16 protein-coding genes are annotated in these 14,836 nt (G+C 67.5%); 7 read left to right on the top strand and 9 right to left on the bottom strand.

Annotation, left to right across the window (positions count from 1 at the left end; translation table 11 throughout):
• Nucleotides 1-19: 19 nt before the first annotated feature.
• On the bottom strand, nt 20-1,297 hold the full coding sequence (locus tag FOE78_RS11165; RefSeq protein ID WP_143986352.1) for a winged helix-turn-helix domain-containing protein: 1,278 nt from the start codon (nt 1,295-1,297) through the stop codon (nt 20-22).
• 10 nt (nt 1,298-1,307) lie between these two features.
• Complete coding sequence (locus FOE78_RS11160) at nt 1,308-2,324, bottom strand: GNAT family N-acetyltransferase (RefSeq protein ID WP_143986351.1); 1,017 nt, start codon at nt 2,322-2,324, stop codon at nt 1,308-1,310.
• A 32-nt stretch (nt 2,325-2,356) separates the two neighbouring features.
• Between FOE78_RS11160 and FOE78_RS11155 the strand changes: the two genes are divergently transcribed.
• Nucleotides 2,357-3,196 carry a MerR family transcriptional regulator gene (locus FOE78_RS11155; RefSeq protein ID WP_228266204.1) on the top strand — a complete coding sequence of 280 codons (840 nt, stop codon included), beginning with the start codon at nt 2,357-2,359 and terminating at the stop codon, nt 3,194-3,196.
• Nucleotides 3,197-3,214: 18 nt separating this feature from the next.
• On the opposite strand, the gene hpf is transcribed toward FOE78_RS11155, so the two are convergent.
• Together hpf and FOE78_RS11145 are read right to left on the bottom strand one after the other, a co-directional pair.
• Entirely contained in the window at nt 3,215-3,847 is a 633-nt protein-coding gene (gene hpf / locus FOE78_RS11150) for a ribosome hibernation-promoting factor, HPF/YfiA family (RefSeq protein ID WP_143986349.1), read from the bottom strand.
• A gap of 256 nt (nt 3,848-4,103) precedes the next feature.
• Entirely contained in the window at nt 4,104-4,526 is a 423-nt protein-coding gene (locus tag FOE78_RS11145) for a TetR/AcrR family transcriptional regulator C-terminal domain-containing protein (RefSeq protein ID WP_168207475.1), read from the bottom strand.
• 29 nt (nt 4,527-4,555) lie between these two features.
• Here FOE78_RS11145 and FOE78_RS11140 point away from each other — a divergent pair, with 29 nt between their 5' ends.
• Complete coding sequence (locus FOE78_RS11140) at nt 4,556-4,732, top strand: VOC family protein (protein ID WP_266095013.1); 177 nt, start codon at nt 4,556-4,558, stop codon at nt 4,730-4,732.
• Between the two features lie 44 nt (nt 4,733-4,776).
• Entirely contained in the window at nt 4,777-6,210 is a 1,434-nt protein-coding gene (locus FOE78_RS11135) for an MFS transporter (protein ID WP_228266160.1), read from the top strand.
• Between the two features lie 36 nt (nt 6,211-6,246).
• Here FOE78_RS11135 and FOE78_RS11130 read toward each other — a convergent pair whose 3' ends face one another.
• Both FOE78_RS11130 and FOE78_RS11125 read right to left on the bottom strand, forming a co-directional pair.
• Nucleotides 6,247-6,669 carry an SRPBCC family protein gene (locus tag FOE78_RS11130; RefSeq protein ID WP_143986346.1) on the bottom strand — a complete coding sequence of 141 codons (423 nt, stop codon included), beginning with the start codon at nt 6,667-6,669 and terminating at the stop codon, nt 6,247-6,249.
• The gene (locus tag FOE78_RS11125; protein WP_143986345.1) at nt 6,666-7,019 is read right to left on the bottom strand and encodes an ArsR/SmtB family transcription factor; all 354 of its coding nucleotides are present in this window, start codon (nt 7,017-7,019) and stop codon (nt 6,666-6,668) included. The genes FOE78_RS11130 and FOE78_RS11125 overlap by 4 nt, the downstream gene beginning before the upstream one ends.
• A gap of 178 nt (nt 7,020-7,197) precedes the next feature.
• Between FOE78_RS11125 and FOE78_RS11120 the strand changes: the two genes are divergently transcribed.
• Nucleotides 7,198-8,703 carry an ankyrin repeat domain-containing protein gene (locus FOE78_RS11120; RefSeq protein WP_143986344.1) on the top strand — a complete coding sequence of 502 codons (1,506 nt, stop codon included), beginning with the start codon at nt 7,198-7,200 and terminating at the stop codon, nt 8,701-8,703.
• Between the two features lie 5 nt (nt 8,704-8,708).
• On the opposite strand, the gene FOE78_RS11115 is transcribed toward FOE78_RS11120, so the two are convergent.
• Together FOE78_RS11115 and FOE78_RS11110 are read right to left on the bottom strand one after the other, a co-directional pair.
• Nucleotides 8,709-9,347: a GntR family transcriptional regulator gene (locus FOE78_RS11115; RefSeq protein ID WP_143986343.1), complete on the bottom strand. Its 639-nt coding sequence runs from the start codon at nt 9,345-9,347 to the stop codon at nt 8,709-8,711.
• 11 nt (nt 9,348-9,358) lie between these two features.
• Nucleotides 9,359-10,633 carry an MFS transporter gene (locus FOE78_RS11110; protein ID WP_210414923.1) on the bottom strand — a complete coding sequence of 425 codons (1,275 nt, stop codon included), beginning with the start codon at nt 10,631-10,633 and terminating at the stop codon, nt 9,359-9,361.
• A gap of 254 nt (nt 10,634-10,887) precedes the next feature.
• On the opposite strand from FOE78_RS11110, the gene FOE78_RS11105 reads away from it, so the two are divergent.
• From FOE78_RS11105 to FOE78_RS11095, 3 genes are read left to right on the top strand one after another with little or no spacing between them, the layout of a single operon-like run.
• A complete protein-coding gene (locus FOE78_RS11105) occupies nt 10,888-11,832 on the top strand; it encodes a carbohydrate ABC transporter permease (protein ID WP_143986341.1) in 945 nt (314 codons plus the stop codon).
• Complete coding sequence (locus FOE78_RS11100; RefSeq protein ID WP_143986340.1) at nt 11,829-12,734, top strand: carbohydrate ABC transporter permease; 906 nt, start codon at nt 11,829-11,831, stop codon at nt 12,732-12,734. The genes FOE78_RS11105 and FOE78_RS11100 overlap by 4 nt, the downstream gene beginning before the upstream one ends.
• Entirely contained in the window at nt 12,731-14,119 is a 1,389-nt protein-coding gene (locus FOE78_RS11095) for an ABC transporter substrate-binding protein (protein ID WP_143986339.1), read from the top strand. The genes FOE78_RS11100 and FOE78_RS11095 overlap by 4 nt, the downstream gene beginning before the upstream one ends.
• On the opposite strand, the gene FOE78_RS11090 is transcribed toward FOE78_RS11095, so the two are convergent.
• Complete coding sequence (locus tag FOE78_RS11090) at nt 14,089-14,835, bottom strand: ComF family protein (RefSeq protein WP_168207474.1); 747 nt, start codon at nt 14,833-14,835, stop codon at nt 14,089-14,091. The two genes, FOE78_RS11095 and FOE78_RS11090, sit on opposite strands and share 31 nt — an antisense overlap.
• Nucleotide 14,836: the final 1 nt, after the last annotated feature.

Genomic DNA, 14,836 nt, shown 5'->3' with positions numbered 1-14,836 from the left:
CCCTATTGAGCACAGCGGGTCACCGTCCGTGAGCGATCAGGTGTGGGGCAAGATCACCACGGCCTTCCACGCGTACGCCGTCCAGGCCGAGCCAACCGGCCATCAGCTCGAGCTCTGCCGTCAACTGGGGTGCGATCTCGTCCGGATCCGCGTGCTCCTCGGCGAAGGCACCGTTGACCCGCAGCACCCCGGCAGCCCGATCGGACTTCAGATCGACCCGGGCGACGAACCGGTCGCCGAGCAGGAACGGGTAGACGTAGTAGCCGTGCACCCGCTTCGGCGCGGGCACGTAGATCTCGATCCGGTAGAAGAACTCGAACAGCGCCTCCAGCCGGTCCCGCTCGAACATCACCGAGTCGAACGGGCTGATCAGCGCTCGCGCCTGGATGCTGCGTGGCTGCCTGGCTCGATGCCACAGGTAGCCGTCCCGTTTCCAGCCCTCGACCGTCACCGGCAGCAGCTCGCCGGAGTCGACCAGGTCGTCGATCGCGGGCCGGGTGAGCGCCTGGCTGGTCCGGAAGTAGTCGCGCAGGTCGTACTCCGAAGCCACGCCGAGCGCTGCGGCGGCCCGGCGCACCAGGATCCGCATCGCCTCCGGCTCGTCGGGGGTCGGCGCCTGCGCGACCGCCGTCGGCAGTACCCGCTCCGGGATCGCGTACAGCCGCTCGAACTGCCCGTTCCGGCGAGCGGCGGTGATCCGGCCGGTGACGAACAGATACTCACAGGCCGTCTTCACGTCCGACCAGTTCCAGCCCCAGTTGTCCCGGCTGCGCGATCCGTGATGATCATCGCGCTCCTGTTCGGCGATCAGCTCGATCCCGCGGGCGCCGATCGGACCATGATCAACAACCTGCTGCTGCACCCACTCCACCAGCCCGGGGCGCTCGGTGTTGATCCGCGCCATCGACCCCCACATCTCCCGCTCGGACCAGGACTGCATCCGATGCCTCAGCGCCGGCTGCAGGGTCACGTCGATCATGCTCGCGGCGTGGCCCCAGTATTCGAACAGCCGGCGCGGAGCCTTGCTCGCGGCGCGGTCCAGCAGCGCCACGTCGTAGGCGCCGAGCCGACTGAACAGCGGCAAGTAGTGTGCCCGCGCGACGATGTTGATGGTGTCGATCTGGAACTGGCCGAGTCGGTTGATCACGGCCTGGACGTCCCGCATGGTCGGCTGACGGTCGGGCCGCTGGCCGCCCCGGTCGGAGTCGTTTCGGCCGGCGAAACCCTGTGCGGCCAGCGCGATCCGGCGGGCCTGGGCGCGGGAGAGATCCGAGCGGGCCTTCGATGGGCGGGACACGTGGCCGACCCTACGGGCAGCCACCGACAAGACGTTTGCCGAAGACGCCGGTCCGGGTGTACACCTCGAAGCCGAGCGCCTCGTTGATCGCGATCATCCACCGGTTCGTCTCGGCGTTGCCGGTGCGGATCAGCCGGTGATCACCGGGCAACTCCTGGATCAGCCGGTAACAGGCCAGCTTGACCGACAGTCCGAGCCGATGGCCGCGGTGATCCCGATCGACGACGGTCCCCCACTGATCGACCTCCTCACTGCCCGGTTCCGGCAGCACACAACTGCACAGTCCGACCACCGATCCGTCCGCGGCCAGCGCCAGCGCCGTCACCCGGCGTCGCCCGGACGAGGTGATCTCCAGCTCCTGCCCGACCAGGATTTCCGGCGTACGACGTCGTTCCTCGACCTCGAGATCACCGTGCGGTGCGTCGAGCACCAGCCGGTTGCTGACGTCGCAGTAACCCTGGGCCCAGCGTTCCGGAATCGGACCGGCGAACGCCTCGATCCGATACCCGTCGCGGTACGGCAGCACCCGGGATTCGAGTTCTGCCAGCCTCGCCTCGGGAAGCGGCAGCGACAGTCGCCGCTCGACCTCGCTGTAGACGCATCGGAAGCCGCGGGCCTCGGCGAAGCCGCGATGGGCGGCCGAACCGTTGCCGTCGAGGATGATCCGAGCGGTGACCTCGCGGCGGCCGTCCAGGATCATCCGCCGCTCGGCCTCGGCCAGCAGCGCCGAACCGACTCCACGACCTGCCCGTTCGGGTGGCACCCACACGCCCAGCGATCCGGCGTGCAGGTTGTCGGTCAGCGAGCCCGAGAGCCAGGCGGCCCCGACCATGTCGTCGTCGTCCTCGGCGGCCAGGGCTCCGAACCACATGCCGACCGAGGTCGGACCGAGGACCGCCCGCAGTTCACCGAGCGAGTGCACGGCGGCGTCCGGCCGGATGGCCCGCTCGGCGCGGACGTACAGGTCCTGATAGGTCTCCAGGTCGGGGCTGTTCGGGTCGGTCAACTGTCGGACGGACAGGCTCATCCGCCGATCCTGACATGGTTTGCTTGACCCTCGTGTACACGATCGGGGAGTTCGCGTCGATCGGCCGGGTGACGGTCCGGCTGTTGCGTTACTACGACCAGATCGGGCTGCTCGCCCCGGCCCGGGTCGATCCGGTCTCGGGCTATCGCTGGTACGAGCCGGAGCAGGCCTCAACGCTGACCAGGATCCTGCAGTTGCGCGACTTCGGGCTGAAGCTGGACGACATCACCAAGATCATCAACGGTCGTCTGGACCGCACCGGCGAGCAGGCACTGCTGGTCGGTGCCCGCGATGCGCTGCAGTTGGAGATCGAGCAGAACCGGATCAGGCTGGACCGGCTCGACGGCTATCTTCGCAGCACACAAGGAGAAACTCCGGAACCGACGATCCCGGTCGAGCTCACCAGGATCGAACCGCAGCGGGTCGCCTTCGCCACCGCGGCCGCGGCCGGTTGGGGTCCGATCAACATCACGCCGGTGATCGGACCGCTGCTCGGGCACGTCGCCGACCGGCTCGAGGCCGCCGGAGTGGCACAGTTCGGGCCCGCGATCGCGATCTACCAGGCCGACGGATCTGCGGGCGTCGACAGCGACCGGGTCCGGGTGACCGCGGCCTACGTCGTCGATCACACGGTGCGATCGGCCGACGGATTCGACGTCACCACTCTGCCCGCGATCGAGCAGGCCGCCGTGGCGGTCCACCACGGATCGGTGGCCAGCATCGACCAGTCCTGGCACGCCTTGATGGACTGGGCCGACCGCAACGGCTACCAGCCCAGTGGTGTCTGCCGCGAGCTCTATCGAACCCCGGGGAGCGAACCGCAGGAGACGTGGGTCACCGACCTGCAGCAGCCGGTGACCCACAGGAGTTGATCAGTCAACCAGGGCCGATCAGTGAACGAGGGCCTCGACGTTCTCGAGCCTGATCACTCCGTAGTCGTAGCCGACCCGCCGGTAGACCACGCTCGGCGCCTGCGCCTCCTTGTCGATGAACAGATAGAAGTCGTGGCCGACCAGCTCCATCGCGTCCAGCGCCTCGGCCAGTGTCATCGGCGACGCCTGGTGCGTCTTCTCCCGAACCACCAGCGGGCCGTCGCCCTCGACCTGGATGCCGGCGACGTTGTGCCGCTGACCGTCTTGTCCGTCCAGGCTGACCTGGGCGTCCTCGGCCGGCCACCCGGCCGACGCCTCGGCCAGCGAACGCGGCGTACGTTGTCCGCGATGCACCCGGCGACGGTCGGCCGCCTTGCGCAACTGGGTCATCAGCTTCTCCAGGGCGAGGTCGAAGGCCGCCGTCTTGTGCTCGGCCGCTGCCTCGGCCCGGACCACCGGACCCTTTGTGTGCAAGGTGATCTCGACCTTGCTGCCATGATCAAGTTGTCGCCTGTTGCGTTCGGCGGAAACCTCCACCTCGACTCGGATCACCCGGCCGTTCAGCTTCTCCAGCTTGGTGATCTTCTCCTCGACATAGCTGCGAAACGACTCGGGAAGCGCGCAGTGCCGACTCTTGACGACAACATCCATGTCAAACCCTCCAACTGTAGGTACCCCACGCGACGGTGGGCCCGGTCTCAACCGAGAGCTGGGCAGATCCGTCCCAGAACGCAAAAGGCCGCACACTCCGAATGGAGCTGCGGCCTGGCCCTGACGCGTGCATCACATCGCCTTCGGGGCGGTGGTTCGGATCGCCATAACGAGACGTTAGCCCTGTCCGCGGACATTTTCCAGGGGGATGCGAAAGCGGTCGGTCGGGCGGCGCCGGATTGCCGTACCCGGCCGGTCAACCGCGCCGATCGATCAGCACCTGCAGGCCGTCCAGGATCCGGGACAGGCCGAACTTGTAGCGGGCCTGCCACCAGTCCGCTGTCGACTCCGGACTGGACTGTCCGGCCAACAGATCCCCGGCGACCCCGCGGACGTGGTTGAGCACCTGCCACAGTGCGAGATCCACCTCGGCAGCGGACAGACCTGTCCGATCGAAGGCGGCCAGCTCGGCCTCGTACTTGGCGGTGCTGTGCGGCCCCAGCACCGGCCGTTCGTTCGGCCGGGTGATCAACCAGGGATGCCGTCGAACAAGATCAAGATTGGCGTCCGCGACCGTCCGCGCGGCCCGCTGCCAGCTCCGCCGCGGGTCTGCCGGTGGGCGGCTGCGCGGCCCGTACCGGAAGCTGCGGATCTTGCCGTCGAAGAGCTCCGCATGCACCGAGTCGATCATCAGCTCGGCGAGGGTTGTTGATCGCTTTCACGGTCGCCGACGTGGACGCGGAGTACGAGCGGATCGTGGCTGCGGGTGCGCCGGTGGTGACACCGATCGAGACCGAGCCGTGGGGGGAGCGCTATTTCCAGGTCGAGGATCCCAACGGTCTCATCCTGCAGGTGGTCGGCTGGGTGGAGCAGCAGACGCGATAGCTTGCTGCTGCACCATCGCCCCGCCTTGCCCTTGGAGATGCCCCGTGACGCCGGCCAGCCAGCAGACCACGGCCGGAATCGGCCTGAACCGGCCGCTGGCCGTCCTGGCCGCCGTCACGTTCTTCATGGAGAACCTGGACGGCACCATCATCGCCACCGCGGCGCCGGCGATCGCGGCTGACCTCGGCACCCAGCCGGTCGCGATCAACGCCGCGATGACCAGCTACCTGGTCACCCTGGCGGTGGGCATCCCGGTCTCGGGTTGGCTGACCGATCGGTTCGGCGCGCGCCGAGTCTTCCTGATCGCCATCGCGTTGTTCACCCTGGCCTCGCTGCTCTGCGCGGTCAGCGTCAACCTGCCGATGCTCTGCCTGGTCCGGATCCTGCAGGGCGTCGGCGGCTCGATGATGGTGCCGGTCGGCCGGTTGGTGGTCTTGCGCAACACGGCCAAGAAGGACCTGCTGGCGGCCACCGCCTATCTGACCTGGCCGGCCTTGCTGGCACCGGTGATCGCCCCGACCCTCGGCGGCTGGTTGAGCAGTTACGCCTCCTGGCACTGGATCTTCTTGATCAACATTCCGATCGGAATCGCGTGTTTCATCGCGGCGGTCCGGCTGGTTCATGATCGTCCCGCCGCGAGCGTGCCACCACTGGATTGGATCGGATTCCTGCTCTGCGGTGGAAGTCTGGCCGCGTTGCTGCTCGGGATGGAGAGGATCGGCGACGGCCGTCGCGGTGTTGATCTTGCCGTATCGATCGCGTTGTTGATCATCGCCTTCGCGCTCGGTGTGCTGTGCTGGCGGGGTCTTCGGCGGCGTCCCAATCCGCTGCTGGATCTGACCGCGATGCGGGTGCCGACCTTCCGAGTGGTGAACTCCAGCGGAATGGTCTACCGGATGGCGATTTCCGCGGCGCCCTTTCTGCTGCCGTTGATGTTCCAGATCGGGTACGGCTGGAGTGCGGCACGCGCCGGTCTGTTCGTGATGGCACTCTTTGCCGGCAACGTGATGATCAAGCCCGCCACCTCACCACTGATCCGGCGATTCGGCTTCCGTACGGTGGTGGTCGGCAGCTCGCTGGGCGGCGCGTTGGTGTTCGCCGCCTGCGGACTGATCACCGCCGACTCACCGACCTGGCTGATCGTCGGCCTGCTCTTCGCCAGTGGCGTGTTCCGGTCGATCGGATTCAGCGGCTACAACTCGCTGCAGTTCGCCGATATCGAGATCGATCAGATGGCCGACGCGAACACGCTGTCCTCGACCATCCAGCAGATCGCCGCCGGCCTCGGGGTCGCGTTCGGTGCGCTGATCCTGCGCGGCGCCGATCAACTCCTGGTGTCAGCGGCCCCCGACGCCGGCCCGCAAGCGGGCTTCCAGATCGCCTTCTTCGTCCTGGCGTTGATCATGCTCTACCCCGTACTGGAAGGGGTCTTCGGCCTGCATCGGCACGCCGGTCACGAGGTCGCCCATGGTCACTGAGCCGACTTGTCAGTCGGTGGTGTGGCCATAGGCAAACTACAGACTGACGACTCGGAGAAGATTGTCCAACACCGAGGTCCAGCCTTGACGGTAGTTGTCGGCGGGTTCGGCGGAGGTCCAGGGTCCGGTGTGCTGCAGCCGGATCAGGGTGCCAACACCCTCGGGCGCGAAGGTCACGTCGACCTCTTCCTCGGGCCCGGCACCGTCCGGATCGGTCCAGATCCACGTCATCCGCAGGTGGCTGACCGGTTCGATGATCACGTACCGCCCCTCGACGATGATCTTCGGATCCGCGGCCTCGATCCGGTAGCCGCCACCGACCCGCAGATCGATGCTGATCGTCGGCGACCAGGTCGGCCACCACCAGGCGGCGAGACCGTCCTCGGTGGTCCAGGCCCGCCAGATCCGGTCCGGCGAGGCCGCGAATTCGTGCTCGAGTTGCAGGGTGTACGGGCTCACTGTTGCTCCTCATGATCATCGGCCGCATGATCATCGGCCGCGAGTGCGGCATCCAGGGTGGCGAAACCGCTGCGCCAGAAGGCCTTCCGGGTGTCGATCCAGCTGCTCAGCGCCTCCAGTCCGCCCGGCCGCAGTCGGTGAGTCACGACCCGGCCGGTCTTGCTGGAGGTGATCAGCTTCGCTTCCCGCAGCACTTCCAGATGCTTGTGCAGGGCCGGCAGTCCGACGCCGGCAGCGGTGGTCAGCTCGCTGCTGCTGGCGGATCCTCGCTGCAGCCGGTCGATCATCCGCAGCCTGCTCTCGCTGGCCAGCGCGGCAGCCTCCCGGCGCACCCGCAAATACTTCGCCATACGGCGAACTATAGCAGTCCCGTGGCGATGGACAGGTTTTCGGCGTAGGGTTCGGCATGCGACTCAGGACGCATCCGGTCCGCGGAAAGGGCTCAGCCCACCTGTGCGGAAAGACTTCGCAGGCAACCTCCTTTTCGCTCGGACACGCGGACGTCGAGCAGCAGAGAAGGAGGCCACGATGCCTACCGATGCGCCCGCCGTCCGCCGGCTCCCCGATCAACCCGATCTTGATCATCTGAAGGGGCAGGCGAAGAGTCTGCAGCGCGGAGTCCGGGCTGCAGACCCGGATGCCGTCGCCCTGGTCCGACAGTTCGATCGTGCAGCCGAAACCGCCGCCGACTTCGCACTCACCTCGGCCCAGCGCGTGATCGCCCGCAGCTACGGCTTCCCCGGCTGGTCCCGGTTGCGAGAGCACGTCAAGATCATCAACGACTACACCCGATTCCCCGAACCTGCCGCCTCGGCGGACGAGTCGGACGAGTCGGACGACCCGGTGATCTTGGTCGATCGATTCCTGCGGCTGGCCACCCTCAACTACACCCAAGATCACGTCGGCGCCGGCGGCGCGGCGCGAGACTTGCTCGCGCGCCGCCCCGAGCTGGCCGGCGCCGACGTCTACACCATGGCGGCGACCGGGGCCGCCGACGAACTGGCCGAAGCGCTGCGCCACTCCCCTGAGTCGGTCGACATCGACGGCGGCCCGTTCGGCTGGCCACCCCTGCTCTACCTGTGTTACGGCCGGCTCGGCGACGTCGCCGGTCGCTCCGCAATTCGTGCTGCACAAGTACTTCTGGATGCCGGCGCGGACCCCAATGCCGGTTTCCTCTGGCACGGGATGCCGTCGCCGTTCACCGCACTGACCGGCGTCTTCGGCGGCGGCGAACAAGATCAGCCGCCGCATCGGCACGCCGAGGCGCTGGCGCGGCTGCTGCTCGAAGCCGGCGCCGACCCGAACGACAACCAGGCCTTGTACAACCGCAGCTTCCGGCGATCCGATGATCATCTTCGGCTGCTCTTCGATTACGGTCTGGGCACCGCGGTCGACGGTCCGTGGCGGCGACGACTCGGCGATCACTATCCGTCGGTGACGCAGATGATCACCGAGCAGCTGCGCTGGGCCGCCGACGCCGGGATGCTCGAACGGGCCCGTCTGCTGCTCGATCACGGAGTCGACGTGGACGGCCGCGGCTACCATCCGATCTTCGGCGACCAGACTCCGTACCAGTTGGCGGTGCGGGCCGGAAACCTGCAGCTCGCCGATCTGCTGGCAGATCGGGGCGCCGACACCCGCTCGATCGGACCGGCCGACCTCCTGCTGGGAGCCTGTCTGGCCGGCGACGCCGACGCGGTGCGATCGCTCACCCGGCAGCACCCGACGTCCGTCCAGCAGGTCCACGATCGCTGGCCCGACGCGATCTGGCGCGCCGCCGACAAGGGCCGGATCGACGGCGTCCGGCTGCTGCTCGAGCTGGGCTTCGACCCGAACGTGCCGGGACGCTTCCACACCACCGCGCTGCATCAGGCTGCGCACGACGGCCGCGCCGACCTGGTCACGCTGCTGCTGGCGCACGGCGCCGACCCGACCCAGCTCGAGGACCGATTTCACGCCCGGCCGTCGGGTTGGGCCGAACACGGAGGTCACCCGGACCTGGCGCGACGGCTGCGGGCCGCGGAGCAGCACTGAGCCCGTCAGCGGCGGTGGGTGTCGTGCAGGTGTCCGGTGATCTCGGTCTCGAAGGAATCGGCATCTCCGGCGGCGACCAGTCCGGCCAGCCGACGGTGCTGCTCCAAGATCATCAACTGCACCTCGACCCGGCCCTGCACCGAATCCCGGGTCATCCGGCGTTGCCGGTCCCGCAGCCCGGCATAGAAGTTGATCAACAGATCGTTGTCGCCGGCGCGGACGATGGCGGTGTGGAAGTCGGCGTCGGCGATCGCGAAGGCACCAAGATCATCGCCGGCGGTGGCTCGCTGCTGCCGTTCGGTGATCGCCGCCAGCTCATCGGCGAGCCGTTCGCGAGCCGCCTTGTCGGCAGCGATCGCTCGTACTGCATGGGTTTCCAGCAGCACCCGCGCCTGCATCACCTCCTCGGCCTCCTGCGGCCGGACCGGGGTGATCAGCGCGCCCCGCTTCGGGTACAGCCGCATCCAGCCCTCGGCCTGCAGCCGAAGGAATCCTTCTCGGACGGGAGTCCGGCTGACCTTCAGGCGATCGGCGATCTCGCCTTCGGTGATCAACTCGCCGCCGTCCAGTTCACCGGACAGGATCAGCTCCTTGACGTGCGTGTAGACCCGTTGCGATGCCGACGCCGATGATCTTCCAGCCATGACCGCAGAGCCTAACCGCGTGTCCGCTCGGCGACCGTCAGCGACAGAGCAGCCGCCGACTCCGGCTCCGGATCGACGACGGCACGCCGGTCCCGGCCGCCGATCAGCACCACCAGCAGACAGGCCAGTGCGAGCCCGGCGCCGGCGGCGAACATCACCGGATAGCCGATCCACGCACTGAGCTCGGCCAGCAGCATCGGCACGAAGAAGCCGAGGTAGGCCAGCGTGTAGAAGACCGCGGTCAGTTTGGCAAGATCGTCGGGGCCGGCCAGCCGTTGCACCTCCTGCAGTCCCGCGGTGAGCAGCAGCCCGTAGCCGCAACCGAGCACGGCGGCACAGATCAGGAAGCCGGCGGGGCCCGGCGCCGTGATCTCGATCGCGCCCAGCAGCAACCCCGCCAGGCCGGTGACCATCCCGACCGCCGGCGCCACCACGGTGCCGAATCGCCCGAGCCACCGCCCGACCGGCTGGACCGCGATCCCGCAGCCGAGCGCGATCAGGCAGTGCAAACCGGACCAGGCGGTCTCGATGCCGCCCACCCACCGGCCGGCCAGCATCGGCAGGACCGCGTAGGCGCTCCCTGCCAGCCCGAAGATCCACGGAGCGGTCGGCAGCACCACGGTCAGGAAGCGCCGTTGGCGAGCGGCCGGCACCACCAGATCCGACAGCAGACCGCCGCTGCGGCAAACCTGCGGTGCCCGGGTCTCGGCCGTGCCGATCAGCGCGCCCATGGCGAGCCCGGCCATCGCGATCTGCACCAGGTAAGGCAGCACGGTCGGCCAGGGCGCGTATTGCGCCAGCGCCGCGGCGGCCGCCGCACCCAGTGCGAACCCGGCCGAGAGCGACATCGCCGCCCGCCCGGCACCCCGTCCCGAGCCCGGTTCGGCGAGCTCGACCAGTTCCTTCAGCCAGCTCGACCCGGCGGCCATGCCCAGACCGAGCGCGACTCCGCAGAGCACCCGGCCGCCGAACAGCAGCAGCTCCGACCCGGCACCGACCGCGAGCAGTCCGCTGCCGAACGCCGCGATCACCGGCGCCGGGCAGACCAGCGGCCGGCGGCCGTACCGGTCGGACAGCGGACCGCCCAACAGCAGGGCCGGAATGATCCCGAGCACGTACGCGGCCAACAGCAGGGTGACCGCCTGGCCGGAGAAACCCGAGTGCTGGCGATACATCACCAGCAGCGGGGTGAACTGATTCCCGCCCCAGGCGACCGCGAACAAGGCCAGTGCCACACCGATCCAGCGCACCAACCGGGACGGCAGAGGCAACGTCGTACGACTCACGCGCACATCATAGATACAAGTTGCATCAAAGTCGCATTCGCGACGGTCGAGGCCGACCGGCGCCGCCTGAAGCGGGGCTGTATCGACCGACCGGGATCCGTTGACAGTAAGGAATCCCGCTTCTAGTTTCCTGAGTAACGACTACTTGACGGTGCCATCCGCCGCCGAATCGGGGCGCTCATGTGGATGATCGAAGCGGACAGATCCCGAGCTCTCCGTCGCGGAAGCCCACGTCACGGTGAGCGAGTGGCGAGATGACCGCCGCGGCCACCGGCCTGACGGCCGCGGGTGTTGCCGGCACCGCACCCGGCGAGCGGGGCCGGGCCTCGCGCAAGGAATCCATCTCGGCGTTGCTGTATCTGCTGCCGAGCCTGATCGGGGTGCTGCTGTTCCTTGCCATCCCGATCGTCGTCGTGGTGATCCTGAGCTTCTTTCACTGGAACCTGCTCAACCCGGCACGATTCGTCGGCGGGTCCAACTACGTCGACATCTTCAAGTACGACGGGATGGGCCACGCGCTGCTGGTCACCTGCTACTACGTGATCTTGAACATCCCGGCGCAGACCGTCTTCGCGCTGTTGCTGGCGATGCTGCTCAACCGCAAACTCCCCGCCACCGGTTTCATCCGGGTGATCGCGGTACTGCCCTATCTCGCCACCCCGGTGGCCATGGCACTGGTCTGGAACTGGTTCTTCGACCCGACCACCGGGGTGATCAACACCGTGCTCGGCATGTTCGGCATCACCGGTCCGGCCTGGCTGTCCTCCCAGGGTTGGGCGATGCCGGTGGTCGCCTGGGCCAACATCTGGCAGTACGTCGGCTACAACATGCTCTTCTTCATGGCCGGTCTGCAGGCGGTGCCGCACGACCTCTACGAGGCCGCCTCGATCGATGGCGCCGGCAGCTTCAAGAAGTTCTTCTCGATCACCCTGCCGCTGCTCCGGCCGACGTTGCTGTTCGTCCTGGTCACCGGCGTGATCGGCTCCTTCCAGGTCTTCGACACGGTTTATGTGATGACCAACGGCGGCCCCGGCAACGCCACAGAGGTGGTGAATCCGTTGATCTACAAGACCGCCTTCGTCGGCTTCCGGATTGGCGAGGCGTCGGCGATGTCGGTGGTGCTGTTCATCGTGATCCTCGCGGTCACCATCCTGCAGTTCGCCTACTTCAACAAGCGCACCACGTATGAGATGACATGACCGCCACGACTGCCAACCCGGCCGAGCCGACGGCCACCGTCGGCACGGTGCCTGCCACCCGTCATCACCGCCCGACGCCGGGTCACGTGGTGCGGCTGGTGATCTTCTATCTCGTCCTGCTGGCCATCCTGGCGATCTTCATCACGCCGTACCTGTTCAGCCTGAACGCATCGTTCAAACCGCTGGCGGACATCCTGGCCGAGAAGGCCTGGGTGCCGGCGAAGTCGCTGAACGCAGGCAACTACAAGTCCTTGTTCGTCGACCACCAGTTCCTCGTCTTCCTGGGCAACACGGTGCTGGTCACGGTCATCCTGACCATCGGCCAGGTGATCTTCTCGATGATGGGGGCGTACGCGTTCGCCCGGCTTCGCTTCCCTGGCAGAGAAGGGCTTTTCTGGCTCTACCTGGCGATGATGATGGTGCCCAACGTCGTCACCATGATTCCGCTGTACGTGATGATGCAGTACGCCCACCTGCTGAACACCTACTGGGCACTGTTCCTGCCGTACGTGCTCGGCACCCCGTATGCGGTGTTCCTGATGCGGCAGTTCTTCCTGACCATTCCGCAGTCGATCATCGAGGCGGCCCGGCTCGACGGCTGCTCCGAACGACGGATCCTGTGGAGCGTGCTGGTGCCGTTGGCCCGGCCGATCATCACCACCGCGACGATCATCGCGTTCGTGTTCGGCTGGAACAACTTCCTCTGGCCGTTGATCGTGACGAACTCCAACAACCTGCAGGTGATGACGGTGGCGCTGGCCAACTTCAACTCCAGCTTCGGCACCCAGTGGAATCTGATCCTGGCCGGATCGATGGTGGCGCTGATCCCGTTGGTGATCTTGTTCGTGATCTTCCAGAAGCAGATCGTCAACTCCATCTCGCTGTCCGGGGTGAACAAGTGAGCACCCGTCCGGTGACGATGTCGCGGCGCAGACTGCTGCAGGCGGTCGGTGCCGCGGCCGGCGCGACCGCGCTGTCCGGTTGCTCGGACATGGCGGCCCGCTGGGGTTTCTCCGGCAACGCCGACACCTCGACGGTGCATCTGACCTACGCGTTGTGGGACGGCTACGAGCAGGTCGGCTATCAGAAGTCGATCGACGAGTTCACCAAGGCCAATCCGCACATCTCGGTGACGATCGAGCAGATCCCGTACGGGAACTACCAGCCCAAGATCACCGCGTCGTTCATCTCCGGCAGTGCACCGGACCTGTTCTGGGTGAACACGCCGTTCCTGGCGGACTGGATCCATCAGGGCATGGTCACCGACGTCACCGAGCGGGTCAGGGCCGACAACATCGACCTGTCCATCTACTACCCGCAACTGGTGCAACTGCATCAGCGAGACGGCCGGCTCTACGGGCTGCCGAAAGACTGGGACACGATCACCTTCTACTACAACCGCACCCAGTTCGCGAAGCTCGGCGTGCAGCCGCCGCACGAGCTGGACTGGAACCCCGACAACGGCGGATCGTTCCTGCCGTTCCTGCGCAAGATCACCATCGATCACAACGGCAAGTCCGCCGATCAGCCGGGATTCGACGCCGGCAACATCGACACCTACGGCTTCGCCGTCGCCAACGATCCGCAGAGCGGCTACGGCAGCTGGCTGCCGGACAACGGCGGCAACGTCATCCCCAAGCCGTATGCGGATCACTTCATCCTCGACTCGCCTCAGAATCAAGCCACCTTCAAGTTCCTGCTCGATGATCTTGACTCCGAGCACGTGCTGGTGCCGGCGGGTGAGATGGGCACCAACGCCAGCGGCAACACCGCGCAGGTGCTGTTCGCCCAGGGCCGGATCTCGCTCTACATGGCCGGCGACTGGAACACCAACGCGCTCAGCCAGCTCGGCACCGGCTACCGGATCGGCACCATCCGGCTGCCGGCCGGGCCCAAGGGCAACTACTCGGTGTTCAACGGTCTGACCGATGCGATCAACAGCGACACCCCGCACCCCGACGAGTCCTGGGAGTTGGCCAAGTGGCTGGGCGGTGCGAAGTCGCAGGCGATCATGGGCTCCGGCGGCTACATCTGGCCGGCGATCAAGAGCCTCGACCCGCTGTTCCTCAACTTCTGGAAGAGCAAGAATGTCGACGTCGCGGCCTTCCTGGTCGCCGCCCGCGGCCAGACCGTCAACTACCCCGTCACGCTCGGGATGGGCGAGGCGGTGCAGGACATCACCACCCGGCTGGGCCCGATGTTCTACGGCACCGAGACGATCCCGAACGCGCTCGCCTCGGCCCAGCGGGTCGGTAATCACCGGATCGCGTCGGCCTCCGAGACCTGAGCGTCCGCCCCGGGACGGTACCGCCGCACCGTGGCGGCGATCACCGCCGCCCCGAGCACCGGCACACCGGCCGAGGTCAGGGCGCGGCGAGCCTCGGTCAGGCTGGACCCGGTGGTGACCAGATCGTCGACGATGATCGCCGCCCCGTCGGGCGGCTGCCGACCGCCGAGCCGACGCACCGCATAGGCGCCGGCCAGATTCTGCCGCCGCTCGTTCTCGTCGAGGGCGGACTGGTCGGCCAGCCGCCGGGTCGGACGCAGCAGCGGTTTCATGATCATCGGCCGGTCGCGCCCGATGCCCAGCCGGCGGACCGCTCGCCGAGTCAGGGCCGCCGTCGAGTCCCGGCCGCGGCTGCGTACGGCGGCCGGCGACGACGGGATCGGCACCAGAAACACCGTTTCGGCCGCGGATCGGCCGGCGAGCAGTGCGCCGACCGATCGGGCCAGCCGATCACCGAGGACCCCGGTCAGCAGCCAGGCCTGCCGTTCCTTGTGGGCCGAGATCAGCCGCCGCACCAGTTCGTCGTACGGTCCGCCGGCGTACGTGGTCGGAAAGCCGGCCGGACACGGGGTGGGCCGCACCTGCCGCGGCTCCGGCTCATCCAATCGCACCCGGCAGGCCGGACACAGTCCTGGCCCGGGCGCCTCACACCCCGGACACGCCGCCCCGAGGAACAGCTCGGCCGTCACCGACCCCCACCGACGCAGCACGTGCATC

Source organism: Microlunatus elymi, from assembly GCF_007362775.1.
Taxonomy (GTDB): Bacteria; Actinomycetota; Actinomycetes; order Propionibacteriales; family Propionibacteriaceae; genus Microlunatus; species Microlunatus elymi.
The sequence above is the reverse complement of the archived record's forward strand: the minus strand, read 5'-3'. Positions and strand labels throughout refer to the sequence as shown.